At 50.3% G+C, this 13,083-nt stretch carries 9 protein-coding genes and 1 pseudogene; 5 read left to right on the plus strand and 5 right to left on the minus strand.

Annotation, left to right across the window (positions count from 1 at the left end):
* Positions 1-51: 51 nt before the first annotated feature.
* On the minus strand, positions 52-1,542 hold the full coding sequence (locus tag CHA6605_RS06265) for an acyl-CoA synthetase (RefSeq protein WP_015158663.1): 1,491 nt from the start codon (positions 1,540-1,542) through the stop codon (positions 52-54).
* Between the two features lie 200 nt (positions 1,543-1,742).
* Between CHA6605_RS06265 and CHA6605_RS06270 the strand changes: the two genes are divergently transcribed.
* The 5 genes and pseudogenes from CHA6605_RS06270 to CHA6605_RS33725 all read left to right on the plus strand — a co-directional run bounded on the left by CHA6605_RS06270 (position 1,743) and on the right by CHA6605_RS33725 (position 7,163).
* Positions 1,743-4,202: a hypothetical protein gene (locus CHA6605_RS06270; RefSeq protein WP_015158664.1), complete on the plus strand. Its 2,460-nt coding sequence runs from the start codon at positions 1,743-1,745 to the stop codon at positions 4,200-4,202.
* 90 nt (positions 4,203-4,292) lie between these two features.
* Positions 4,293-5,018, plus strand: coding sequence for a phosphoadenylyl-sulfate reductase (locus tag CHA6605_RS06275; RefSeq protein ID WP_015158665.1), 726 nt, complete (start codon positions 4,293-4,295; stop codon positions 5,016-5,018).
* A gap of 154 nt (positions 5,019-5,172) precedes the next feature.
* Positions 5,173-6,807 (plus strand): alpha-D-glucose phosphate-specific phosphoglucomutase, encoded by a 1,635-nt coding sequence (locus CHA6605_RS06280; protein ID WP_015158666.1) that lies wholly within the window; start codon positions 5,173-5,175, stop codon positions 6,805-6,807.
* Between the two features lie 41 nt (positions 6,808-6,848).
* Positions 6,849-7,016 (plus strand): annotated as a pseudogene (locus CHA6605_RS06285) (2-hydroxyacid dehydrogenase); the annotation flags it as partial.
* Positions 7,017-7,163 carry a hypothetical protein gene (locus tag CHA6605_RS33725; RefSeq protein WP_157259856.1) on the plus strand — a complete coding sequence of 49 codons (147 nt, stop codon included), beginning with the start codon at positions 7,017-7,019 and terminating at the stop codon, positions 7,161-7,163.
* A 64-nt stretch (positions 7,164-7,227) separates the two neighbouring features.
* Here CHA6605_RS33725 and CHA6605_RS36085 read toward each other — a convergent pair whose 3' ends face one another.
* From CHA6605_RS36085 to CHA6605_RS32590, 4 genes are all read right to left on the minus strand, one after another.
* Positions 7,228-7,359 (minus strand): hypothetical protein, encoded by a 132-nt coding sequence (locus tag CHA6605_RS36085; protein WP_269744565.1) that lies wholly within the window; start codon positions 7,357-7,359, stop codon positions 7,228-7,230.
* A 172-nt stretch (positions 7,360-7,531) separates the two neighbouring features.
* Positions 7,532-9,376 carry a dihydroxy-acid dehydratase gene (gene ilvD, locus CHA6605_RS06290; protein ID WP_041547671.1) on the minus strand — a complete coding sequence of 615 codons (1,845 nt, stop codon included), beginning with the start codon at positions 9,374-9,376 and terminating at the stop codon, positions 7,532-7,534.
* A 51-nt stretch (positions 9,377-9,427) separates the two neighbouring features.
* Positions 9,428-9,802 (minus strand): hypothetical protein, encoded by a 375-nt coding sequence (locus CHA6605_RS06295; RefSeq protein WP_015158668.1) that lies wholly within the window; start codon positions 9,800-9,802, stop codon positions 9,428-9,430.
* Positions 9,803-9,866: 64 nt separating this feature from the next.
* The gene (locus tag CHA6605_RS32590; protein WP_015158669.1) at positions 9,867-12,704 is read right to left on the minus strand and encodes a DUF4394 domain-containing protein; all 2,838 of its coding nucleotides are present in this window, start codon (positions 12,702-12,704) and stop codon (positions 9,867-9,869) included.
* Between the last annotated feature and the right edge of the window lie 379 nt (positions 12,705-13,083).

Consider the following 13,083-nt stretch of genomic DNA (forward strand, 5'->3'; position numbering starts at 1 on the left):
CCATCAAGGTTGCAGGTGATTCTAGCATTCAAAATAAGTATGCTGACCTACTTAGATCGATCGAAATAGCTCCACCACTGCGGGTTTAGTTACTTTCCCCATCACATTGCGCGGTAACTCAGCGACTACCAGAATTTGAGTCGGTACCTTATAAACTGCCAATCGTTCCTTTGCCCAACTCCGCAAAGTTGCCAATGTTAACTGGCATTGCGGCTCTAAAACTAACGCCGTACATACCCGTTCGCCCCATTCGGGATCGACGACACCCACCACAGCACATTCCTGAATGGCTGGATGCGATCGCAATACCTCTTCGATTTCGAGCGCGGAAACCTTATAACCGCCAGTTTTGATAATATCGACACTCATCCGCCCCAAAATTCGATAGTTGCCATCCTCTACTACCGCCAAATCCCCGGTGCAAAACCAGCCAGATTGGAAAGCCTTAGCAGTTGCTGCTGGGTTTTGCCAATATTCTAGAAATACGCCTTGGCTCTTGACTTGAATTTCGCCGGGAGTGCCTGGTGGAACTAGTTCTCCATTCTCGTCCACCAATCTTACTTCCACTTGCGGTAAAGGTGTCCCGACAGAGCCAGCAGTTCTCTGTCCATGTAATGAGTTCGATATTGCCATGCCAATTTCAGTCATGCCATAGCGTTCGAGGAGAAAATGGTTGCTTATCGTCTGCCACTTTTCTAATACTGTCACTGGCAAGGCTGCCGAACCAGATACCATCAGGCGCATTTTGGCGCAGCTATCAGATAACTGTTGTTGACGCTCTCGATCGGCATGTTCCCACGCATTAATCAACTTTACATAAATCGTCGGTACGGCCATAAATAAGGTTAAATGGCCTTCACTAATCCGATTCCATACGGTTTCGGCATCGAATTTGGCTAACATCTGACATTCTGCCCCCGCCCATAAAGCACAAGCTAAGACATTGACAATTCCATGAATATGGTGTAAGGGGAGTACGTGCAAAATGCGATCGCGTGCAGTCCATTCCCAAGCATCGATCAGGCTCGTGACTTGAGCTTGGATATTTTGATGGGTTGTCACCACCCCTTTGGGTTTGCCTGTGGTGCCGCTGGTGTAGAGGATCAGGGCGCGACGGGTAAGCTCGATCGGTGGAAGTAGTGCGATCGAGTCTGGCAGCGGTTCTGAAGTAAGGATAAAGCGTAAATTGTGGGCTTGCGCGATCGGACGTAAACTGTCCTCAAAATCTGGATGAGCGATGACGATCGATACACCAGCATTGGTAATGACATATTCCAACTCCGGACGCGGATGGACGGTACACAGTGGTACCGCAATCCCGCCAGCTCGCCAAATCCCCCATAGGGTAGCCGCATATTCAAACCCAGACGGGATCGTAAAGGCCACTCGCCGCTCCTGCAAATCGGCGTTATTCTCAAGCAGATGTGTCGCAATCTGACTGGATGCGTGCAGCAAATCCCGATAAGTAAATACTCCCGCTGTAGTAGCGATCGCTATTTGTTGGTCGTAGATCTTAGCACGCTCGATCGCCGGGAGATTCATTTTGGGTTACGGTGTTAATAGGTGGGTGATGGGGGATTTAGGTCTAATAAACAAAGTCCAACAAACTTGTAAACACACCGTAGGGTGGAGAGGGGAGTAAGGAACGATCGAATTCTAACTTTAAAATCTCGATTGGTAATGATATGGTACTACCAACAGGCAAACCAAGCAGCATATGGCGATGAGCTAACTAGATCTGGATGTCCGATTTACCCATTATCTCGCTAACCGAATTACCACTAATTTTAGCAGGGCCAATTCTGCGGCGCACTACGCCCAGGTCGGTCACAGTTTGGGTTGCACTCCAAGTAGCTTGTCGAGTCGAGCTGCGGGTGTTGGCGACGGAGGATAATGGCAACCAGATCGGGGAGAGTTTGCTATCGGGGAGTCGGGAAACGATCGCCTTAGGCCCGCACCTACATATTATCGCTGTCACGGCAACGGCAGAGGGGAGTCTAGAATTAGCAGCAGATCGAGTCTACGCCTACGACTTAATCTTCTCGGATGGCAATCGTCAGATTCCCGATCGATCGCTACAACAGGCAATCTCTGTGCCGCATGTTTCGCACGATCGAATTAGCTATTTCGCACATGGTTATCCTACCTTTGTCCTGCCCTCCAGCCAGATTTCAGATTTGCGAATCGTCCATGGCTCCTGTCGCAAACCGCACGGGGAGGGATTCGATGCTTTGTCTATTCTCGATAGTCTCCTCGCCGAATCGGCAGATCTCCCGTCACAACGTCCCCAGCAACTGTTTCTCACTGGCGACCAAATTTATGGTGATGATGTCGCCGAGCCGTTGTTATGGGCAGCTAGTCAACTGAGTGAGACGCTATTAGGATGGACGGAACGATTGCCCGTGCGCAATCCCAGCTCGCGTCAGATCGAGTATCGGCTGGTAAATGAATTTGCCCCTGGGTTGCGCGCCGAGATCGCCACTCGACAAGCGGGCTTTACGGCTGGGTTGCGCGATCGCCGCAAGAAAGTTACCAGTCATTTATTCAGTCTGGGAGAATATTATGCAGTCTATTTGCTCGCCTGTTCGCCCGTGTGTTGGCCGCAGCGATGGCCATCGGGTGGTGCAGTAACTAAGGATCGTCACGTTGCCAAACAGTGGGAGCGGGATTTGAAACAATTGCAGAAATTTGTCGAGGGATTGGGGCGAGTGCGTCGCGCCTTAGCCAATATTCCCATGTATGCCATCTTCGACGACCATGATGTTAGCGATGATTGGAATCTCAATCAGGCTTGGTGCCTGCGGGTATTGGGGAAACCGTTGGGCAAGCAGGTGGTGCAAAACGCGCTCCTGGCCTATGCAATCTTTCAAGGCTGGGGAAATACCCCCGATCGATTTGAGGCGGGTACATCGGGCGGGAAACTACTAGCTGCTGCCCAAAAATGGTCGTTAAGTAGGGGCACAGATCTTGCTGCCAATTTAGAGATCGCCCGCTTGGTAGGAATGCCCCAGAGCGATTCGCGCACGGGGTTGCCCAAATTTACACTCGATGGGGAGGTGGCGATCCTCGATCGCGACCCAGAGGCACTCACTTGGCATTATACGATCGCTAGTAATTGTCATGAAGTCATGGTGTTGGATACGCGCACTTGGCGGGGTTATCATCTCGATCGATCGCCCATCGAGCCGCCGATGTTATTGTCACCGACAGCATTCGAGCGACAGTTAATCGAGCCGCTCCAAGCCAAATCGCCCACCGCTGCACCTGTAGCCACATTTATCGTCGCACCTACCAATTTATTTGGATTGAAAATCATCGATCGGATTCATAAATGGTCGCTCGAACGCAATCGCGTATTTGCTACAGATGTTGGCGATGCCTGGAATATCCATACCCCAGCTCTGGCGCAACTGATAACCACGCTCTTTGCCCATCGCGATACCGTAGTGGTGTTATCTGGAGATATTCACTATGGCGCAGTGGTGCGATTATCCCATCTTCAGCTCGATACGGCAGGGGTGGGGACTAGGGGACGGGGGGACGAGGGGAGGGGATTGGGAGGGATTGGGCTTATTGCTAAGACGCATGACTCTAGCTTAGAGTCGTCACAACGTCAGTCATCGTTACTGGTGCAATTAACGGCTAGCGCGCTCAGAAATGAGGAACCGATTACCAAGCTGCTGCATACACGCTTGAAAGAGTGGTTATTTCCCGAAAAAATTCGGTACTCACTCGGCTGGGATCGGCCACCCGAAATGTTAGCATTTCGATCGCGACTGTCTCGCCGCGATCGCCAAAACCCCCACGATTGGGAATGCGTTCTGGAATGGATTCCCCGCCAGCAGACTACTGTGGCTAGTTTTGAGCGCAAAGCTGCGAGGGAGAGAGGGAGACTGACACAGCGCAATGTGGTGGGCGGTCGATTGAGTCATGTAGATCGCGATCGCGTATATGCTATGCCTACTCGATCGATTGCTGGAAACTTCCAACTCAAACCCTACGTACAGCGATTGATGTGGTGGAAATCTCGCTGGTTTCAAGATGGTCGCGAGGTGGTGGGGCTAAATAATTTGGCAGTGGTAAGATGGCAATCGCAGACGATCGTCCAAGATCTCTATTGGCGCGCGCCCTGGCTGCCGACTCCAATCGTCTACAGTCGTTTTATCGCTACGCTCGATCGCGATAATAACTTAAGTTGGTAAGCGCGCCGCAAGGCGGTCGAAAGTGGTATGGCTTTAGGATGTAAAATATCGGCAGGAGATCCATCCTTAATTTTTCCAGAGCAGACAACCATGACCCAGACGACCACAGAACTCGATTTTACGACCCTAGATGCCGAACTGAGTACGCAAAGTCCCCAAGCGATCGTCAAACGGGCATTGAGTTTATTCGATAATATTGCCATTTCATTCAGTGGGGCTGAAGATGTGGTGTTGATTGACATGGCGTACAAGATTAACCCCAATGTCAAAGTCTTCAGTCTCGATACTGGTCGTCTCCATCCCGAAACATATCAATTTATCGATCGCGTCAGAAAGCATTACAATATCTCGATCGATGTCATGTATCCAGAAGCAGCGGCTGTCGAAGCACTGGTCCAAGCCAAAGGTTTATTTAGCTTCTACGAAGATGGACATCAAGAATGCTGTGGCGTGCGCAAAGTTGCCCCCCTCCGGCGCAAATTAGCCACCCTCGATGCTTGGATTACCGGACAACGCAAGGATCAAAGTCCTTCGACTCGCGCTGCTGTACCTGTCATTCAAGCTGATGGAGCCTTCGGTACGCCCGAACATCCGTTAGTTAAGTTCAATCCCTTGGCAAACTGGTCGTCTGCGGATGTCTGGACGTATATTCGCGCCCTCGAAGTCCCCTACAACTCACTCCACGAACGCGGTTTTATTAGTATCGGTTGCGAACCCTGCACCAAACCCACTCTCCCCCAACAACACGAACGCGAAGGTCGCTGGTGGTGGGAAGAAGCCACTCAAAAAGAATGCGGTTTACACGCTCCTAAGTAGGTGTTGTACTTTCGCAAATTAATGTCGTTATTCGCACAATAAGGAAAAGGAACGCCGAAATAAAGATTATCTGCACTTCGGCGTTCTTTTTGTGGGAATCCTGTATTGTACTGTCATTCAATAATCGCTATTTGAGATTTAGGGAGAGTATTTAGTGACCAGCCGTATTGTTACAACACAACCATTTACCGATCAAAAGCCAGGTACATCAGGTCTCCGTAAGTCTGTCCCAGTTTTTCAGCAGCCCCATTATTTAGAAAATTTCGTTCAATCTATTTTTGACAGCCTAAATGGCTGCCAGGGACAAACACTGGTTGTGGGTGGAGATGGACGGTACTTTAATCGAGAAGCCATTCAAGTTATTTTGAAAATGGCTGCTGCCAATGGAATCGGGAAAGTTAAAGTCGGGCAGCATGGTATTCTCTCCACCCCAGCGACATCCTGCGCGATCCGTAAGTTTCATGCCTTTGGGGGGATTATTCTTTCTGCCAGTCACAATCCTGGCGGACCAAATGCCGACTTTGGGGTGAAGTATAACATCGGCAATGGTGGACCTGCGCCCGAAACGGTCACAGCAGCCATCTTCGAGCGCACCAAGTCGATCGATTGCTACCAAATTATCGATGCTCCTGATGTCGATATTGACACATTAGGCACATCAGAATTAGGTGGCATGGTAGTGGAAGTCATTGATGCGGTTAATGACTATGTAGATTTGATGCAGTCTCTATTTGACTTCGATCGCATCCAGCAATTTCTCACCACCGATGGCTTTCGGATGTGCATTGATGCCATGCACGCGGTGACAGGACCCTATGCTGACCAGATTTTTCAACAGCGGTTGGGTGCCCCAGCCGGAACCGTCCAAAACGCCATCCCGCTGGTAGATTTTGGGGGCGGACACCCCGACCCCAACCTCGTTTATGCCCACGATCTGGTGGAGATCCTCTTTGGCGACAATGCGCCTGATTTTGGTGCCGCCTTCGATGGGGATGGCGATCGGAATATGATTTTAGGTCGTCGCTTTTTTGTCAATCCCAGCGACAGTTTGGCGATCTTGGCTGCCAATGCAACGCTGATTCCAGGTTACAAAGACGGCTTAGCCGGAATTGCCCGCTCCATGCCAACCAGCAAGGCGGCAGATCGAGTCGCGGCGAAACTGGGAATTGATTGCTACGAAACACCGACTGGATGGAAGTTTTTTGGGAATTTGCTGGATGCTGGGAAAGCGACTCTGTGTGGGGAAGAAAGCTTTGGTACTAGCTCCAACCATATCCGTGAAAAGGACGGCATCTGGGCTGCCCTCTTCTGGCTGAACATTCTGGCAGTACGCCAGCAATCGGTCGAGCAAATCGTGCAAGAACACTGGCAGATCTACGGACGTAATTACTATTCACGCCATGACTACGAAGCCATCGATAGCGATCGCGCCCATACCTTGATGGCTGGCTTAAACGAGTTGATGCCAACCCTGAAGGGCAAAACTTTCGGGCGGTATGAAGTCGAATTTATGGACGATTTCAGTTATACCGATCCGATCGATGGTAGCGTGAGTCAAAATCAAGGTCTGCGGATTGGCTTTACCGATGGTTCGCGGATCGTCTGCCGACTATCTGGAACGGGTACCCAAGGAGCGACCCTCCGACTCTATCTCGAAAGCTTTGAGGCAGATGCGACTAAACAGTCCCTCGACCCACAAGTGGCATTGCAAGACTTAATTGCGATCGCCGAGGAATTAGCGCACATTCGCGAACTGACTGGTATGGAAAAACCAACCGTCATTACTTAAAGTTCGAGGGCACTCCAAACATGGGTGCCCTTCATTGTACGACCTTCCAACTGCTGCAATCGTTTCCGAATGTAGTCATCACGGCGCACCAGGCATTCTTTGCCCGTAATGCCCTAGCATCGATCGCCACCACGACACTTGCCAACATCACTGACTTCGAGCGGGGGCAACCGTTAAAAAACAAAGTTGTCGTTGGATTAAGCATTTAGATGAACTGCGGCAATTGGAAAACTTTGTATCTGATGACAATTTCCGAGCGGAATTTGCCAGGTAAAACAAGCAGTAAAACAGGATCTGGCGGACTACATTCGATCGAATTACAACAAGAAAGCCGCTGGTTACAATCCCTGGGATGATTACCACGGGAGTGCGGAATTGAAACTGGCGATCGATCGGATCTCTTCTGGATTCTTTTCTCATCTACCGCTGCTGCTCGATCGAAATGGCTTGAGAGCTGGATTCGGGTCGATCGCTAGTTGAAGCGCGGCGCACGTAAGCACCGTCGGATTGAAGATCCCCTGCCTGACGTTCGCGATCGCCAATTACGAACAATACTCGCTCGTTAGAACTCGATCGCTAAGCGGGTTAATTTAGCCAATTAGGGAATGGATAGATATAGTCATTCCAAATAAGTTTGAGACAGCCTGATGCGCTCTAACCATTGTAAAGATTGATTTTATCGATCGAGATTTGGATCGTTCTTAATTGGAATGACTATATTACGTTATTCAAGCATTTCCAGGTTGCGGACTGCACCGCGATCGGCACTAGTAGCTAGTAAAGCATAAGCCTTGAGTGCTGCTGTGACCCGTCGCGGACGCGGTTGTGCGGGCTGCCAAGCATCTTTACCCTTAGCCTCCATCGCCGAGCGACGGGTGGCTAATTCTGTTGCTGATATATTTAGATGAATGCGCCGATTGGGGATATCGATTTCGATCGAATCGCCATCTTGCACCAGGGCAATATTGCCGCCTGCTGCCGCTTCTGGCGAAGCATGACCGATCGATAGTCCCGAAGTTCCACCGGAAAATCGACCATCGGTTAATAAGGCGCACACCTTGCCTAAATCCTTGGATTTGAGATAACTGGTTGGGTAGAGCATTTCCTGCATCCCTGGCCCGCCACGCGGCCCTTCATAGCGGATAACCACTACTTCACCCGCTTTCACCTCATCGCTGAGAATGCCATTGACAGCAGCATCTTGGCTTTCATACACCCGCGCCCGACCCGTAAAGACGAGCGCGCTTTCGTCTACACCTGCGGTCTTGACAATGCAACCGCGCTCGGCTAGATTTCCATACAGCACAGCCAGCCCGCCCTCTTTGCTATAGGCGTTTTCGGCACTGCGAATGCAACCCTGCGCTCGATCGAGATCGAGTGTATCCCAGCGGGTCGATTGACTGAATGCTTGCTGAGTCGGAATCCCCGCTGGCCCCGCTTTAAAAAAGGTTCGCACGGCTTCGTCTTCAGTCCGCGAGATATCCCAGCGATCGAGTGCATCGGCGATCGTCGAACTGTGAACGGTCGGCAGGTCGGTATGGAGTAATTTAGCCCGAGCGAGCGCGCCTAGAATGCTGGGGATACCGCCAGCTCGATGCACATCTTCCATATGATATTTTTGGATGTTCGGTGCCACTTTGCACAGTTGGGGCACTTGGCGCGACAGGCGATCGATATCATTCAATGTAAAATCGACACCCGCTTCGTGGGCGGCGGCTAATAGATGCAGAATGGTATTGGTCGATCCACCCATCGCGATGTCTAGCATCATCGCATTCTCGAACGCTTTGAAACTAGCGATCGAGCGGGGGAGTACCGACTCATCATCTTTTTCGTAATAGCGGCGGGTAATGCTGACAATGGTGCGAGCGGCGGTGAGGAACAGCTCCTTGCGATCGAAATGAGTTGCCAAGATAGTGCCATTACCGGGCAAGGCCAGACCGATGGCTTCGGTGAGACAGTTCATGGAGTTGGCGGTGAACATGCCAGAGCAGGAGCCACAGGTCGGGCAAGCCGAACGCTCGTATTCTGCGACCACCTCATCGCTAACGCGACTATCGGCAGCCACTACCATCGCATCTACTAAGTCCAGTTTATGCTCTGCTAGCTTGGTCTTACCCGCCTCCATCGGGCCGCCAGAGACAAAGATGGCGGGAATATTCAGCCGCAGAGCGGCCATCAACATCCCAGGGGTAATTTTGTCACAGTTAGAAATGCAGACCAGGGCGTCGGCACAATGAGCATTGACCATGTACTCGACCGAATCGGCGATAATCTCCCGCGAGGGCAGACTGTAGAGCATCCCGTCGTGACCCATCGCGATCCCATCGTCCACGGCGATCGTATTGAACTCCTTGGCGACACCACCCGCTGCTTCAATCTCGCGACAGACTAATTGCCCTAAATCTTTGAGGTGAACGTGACCGGGTACGAACTGGGTGAAGGAATTGGCAACGGCAATAATCGGCTTCTCGAAATCTTCGGTCTGCATTCCGGTTGCCCGCCAGAGCGCGCGGGCACCTGCCATATTGCGTCCTTGTGTGGAGGTTTTCGATCGATAGGTTGGCATGGATGGTCTGCTGCGGTTGAGGGTTCTTAATAGTTTAGATTTTAGGATAAATTAGTCAAAGATCGCTAACACTAGACGGAGCAACGCAGTCATCGTACTCACACGAGCAATAATTGGGGCAGGTTTGAGATAAACTCGTACCGAGTAGGCGATCGCTGGGATGACGATCGCCAGTCCCAGCCAGATCTGGAAAAAATTACGTTCGGCATCGCTATCCTGAATGCCTTGCTGAAGTGGGAAGATTTCAGTCGCTGTCAGCCAACCCCCGATCGAGGTCAAAAAGGTTGCAAACAGCACGAATGCACTGATGGTTTTCCAGGTCAGATCGCCACGATCCGATCGATTACCGAATAGTAAGGATCTAGAGCCAATGCCTTTAGGCGGATTGTGATGAAGACAGAGCTTTAGCGGATGCAACCTCCGCATGTGTTGCACCAAGCAAACTCCCTCTTCATCACTTCGCGATTGCCGATCGACTAATTAACGAGGATCAGACTACTTTGAAGCTTATCTGAAAAACAGCATCATTAAAGTCATTATCGGAAACCCCTAAATTAGCTGGTAAATCCTCAAACCCAAAGGTATTGTTGCCCAAAGAGCGCAGGTGACTGGCTTTGTCAGGATTGGCACTAGTAATGCCAAAATAAGCCACTCGATCGTCAATTTTAGTAGCTGCTTGGTTGTTAGGATTCTGCGCTAAAAAGTCTTCTGGAGTTAAGTTGCCCAGATTGGCAATCACGAATGGAGCATAGAATTTGCCCCCTGTCAAGAAAACATTGCCAAAGTTTGTAGGAGTAGTATCATTGCTCGGATTGCCACCCGCACGGATGTTAACGTTATTCACCCGATTAGAGATCGCCGCTCTGGCATAGGCCGCATCTCCAGGCAGCAGTTCGACGATACCATCGCCATTAGTATCGATGCCCCCCGAACTATCGGCTACTTCATACAAGCCCACAAAGTTATCGAAGGCGGCACTAGAAGCTACAGATGGATTGTTGTCTAAATTAACAGCGACTCGGTTCGCTCCAGTAATATCGTAAATTACCGCACTGCCACCCGCATTATTGGGAATTACCGAGACAGCCGTAGGCGAGACGATCGCATTAGCAACGGTGGCAAGTCCTTGATAAGTTTTTCCATCGGTGCCAATCGTACCCAGATTTGCGGCAGCACCAGTTTGGAGATCGATGCTGTAGAGGGTAGAATTCGATACGGCAAAGGCAGCATTCGTGCCCTCAGCGGTAGAAATAATGTCGAAGCCGCTGAAGGTACCAAAGTCAGTGCCCAGCGAGCCAATTGTGGTTAAGGTGCCGTTATTGGGTGGATTCTGTAAAGTGAGGACATCCAGGTTGGCATCGATATCATAGAGCTGAGTAGATGTAGGATTAGCGATCGCGTTGGTATATGCCGCCGCTGATACTGCTGGATTGGCACCGAAATTGACATCACCTGCGGCGTATGCGAGATTGCCATCGACAGTTACCGCGCCCGTATCTACATTAATTCGCAAACTTTGGTCGTTGTCGCCGACTAAGCGCAAGCGATCGGCAACAGGGTTAAAGTCAAACCCCGTAACGCTCGTGCCTGTAAATGGCTGACTTAAGGTGCTAACCAGAGATGCCGCACCGCTATTGGGATCGAGCGTATACAGGTTACTGGCACTAGTGAGTCCGTAAATTAAGCCGTTGGCTGGGCGGGTATCGATACCCAGCAAGGTTTCGCCACTCTTGAGACCAGTTACCGCGATCGATCTGACCGCACGGGGATTGCCGGGATTAAAAGAGGCTAAAGTATTGGCATTAGATAGGGCTAGAAATCGGGAGTTAGTCGCGATCGGATTGACGATCTTGGAGCTACTAACTGTTGCCAGCCCGCGTAACTTAGAAGTATCGGCAGACGATGACACAATAGCTCCCGAATTAGTAGCTTGACCCGTTAACAGGTCGATGCTATATAGGATCGAGTTGGATATCAAAAAGCCAGCATTATTGCCACTACTATTAGAAATAATATCGAAACCAGCCACAGCATCCACGTCGATACCCAGATTGCCGATCGTGGTTAAGGTACCGTTATTGGGCGGATTCTGCAAAGTGAGGACATCAAGAGCGGCATCGATATCGTAGAGTTGAGTTGAAGTCGTGCCCGCGATCGAATTAGTATAGCCTGCTGCCGTAATCGTCGGATTTTTGCTGGCATTGACATCGCCTGCGGCGTAAGCCAGATTGCCATCGACAGTCACCGCACCAGTATCGACATTAATGCGGAAATTTTGGTCGTTATCCCCAACTAAGCGCAATCGATCGGCGGCGGGATTAAAATCAAATCCCGATATTGATGTTGCGGTAAATGGGACGCTCAGAGTACTAACTTTAGTCGCAATACCCGTATTCGGATTAATCGTATAAATCGAGTTTGCGGTTGTAATCCCATAAATTAGCCCATTCGCCGGACGCGTATCGATTCCTAGCAAGGGAGCATCGACACCCACGATCGCGGTTGTAGTCGTCCGGTTGGGGCTGCTGGGGTTGAAGGAAATGAGCTTATTATCGCTGGTTAGTGATAAAAACTGGGAATTGACCGCAATTGGATTGATGTCTGGAGCTGCTGCGGCAACCAGTCCCTTGAAGAGCTGGCTCGAACCCGCACCAATCGCGCCCAGGTTAGTAGCCGCGCCCGTGGCTAGGTCGATCGAGTACAACTTGCCATTAGAAGTGGCAAAGGCGGCATTATTAGTTGGCGAGGATGAGACAATATCAAACCCACTCAGGGAGCCAAAATCTACACCCAGACTGCCAACCGTGTTCAGGGTACCATTGTTGGGTGGATTTTGCAGGACTAGAATATCCTGTAAGTCGTCAATATCGTAAAGTTGGGTTGCGGTCGTCCCAGCGAAAGAATTAGTATAGGCAGCGGCGGTGATATTGGGGTTATCGCCAGCATTGACATCGCCCGCAGCAAAGGCTAAATTGCTATCGACAATCACGGCTCCGGTATCGACATTAATGCGGAAATTTTGGTCGTTGTCCCCAACTAAGCGCAATCGATCGGCGGCGGGATTAAAATCAAATCCCGATATTGATGTTGCGGTAAATGGGACGCTCAGAGTACTAACTTTAGTCGCAATGCCCGTATTCGGATCGATCGTATAAATCGAGTTTGCGGTTGTAATCCCATAAATCAGCCCATTTGCCGGACGCGTATCGATGCCGAGTAGCGAACCGTCTATGCCTGTGACGGGGATAGAATTCACTGTAGATAGATTGCTGGAATTAAAAGCTACGAGAGTATTATTGTCACCGAGCGCAATAAATGATGATGCCATATTTTTCTCTTCGATGTGGTTATCTGGCAGATGCTTTGTTAACAGGCAGATATAGATCTACAACTGTTAATACGTTGGGTTGAGAATGTTGGATTCAAATGGGTAAAAAGTTGCCTTCGGCATTGCTATCTCAAAGACTTTGCCGCGTGGTGATGATTTCAGCCACAGTCCGCCAGCCGACAATCGACATCCAGAAGATCTCCAGCACCTAAGACAGGATATTTTTTCAGCTCATATCGGCAGTAACGCTCTCAAGGTTGACAGTACAACTCTCACAGCAGGATAATTATCTATCAAAAGGACTAAATCGAGTATCGCTCGTATTAAGCTAACGTCATTACCAGCTCTCAACTAGCAGTACCAGACTCCCATCGCGCTC

The organism is Chamaesiphon minutus PCC 6605, assembly GCF_000317145.1.
Lineage (GTDB): Bacteria > Cyanobacteriota > Cyanobacteriia > Cyanobacteriales > Chamaesiphonaceae > Chamaesiphon > Chamaesiphon minutus.

Bases quoted from the DNA above. Each gene is read 5' to 3' on its own strand.
- CHA6605_RS06275 (WP_015158665.1), top strand. From the start codon at position 4,293: ATGACCCAGACGACCACAGAACTCGATTTTACGACCCTAGATGCCGAA.
- CHA6605_RS06295 (WP_015158668.1), bottom strand. From the start codon at position 9,802: ATGCGGAGGTTGCATCCGCTAAAGCTCTGTCTTCATCACAATCCGCCT.
- CHA6605_RS33725 (WP_157259856.1), top strand. From the start codon at position 7,017: ATGAACTGCGGCAATTGGAAAACTTTGTATCTGATGACAATTTCCGAG.
- ilvD (WP_041547671.1), bottom strand. From the start codon at position 9,376: ATGCCAACCTATCGATCGAAAACCTCCACACAAGGACGCAATATGGCA.
- CHA6605_RS32590 (WP_015158669.1), bottom strand. From the start codon at position 12,704: ATGGCATCATCATTTATTGCGCTCGGTGACAATAATACTCTCGTAGCT.
- CHA6605_RS06265 (WP_015158663.1), bottom strand. From the start codon at position 1,542: ATGAATCTCCCGGCGATCGAGCGTGCTAAGATCTACGACCAACAAATA.
- CHA6605_RS06270 (WP_015158664.1), top strand. From the start codon at position 1,743: ATGTCCGATTTACCCATTATCTCGCTAACCGAATTACCACTAATTTTA.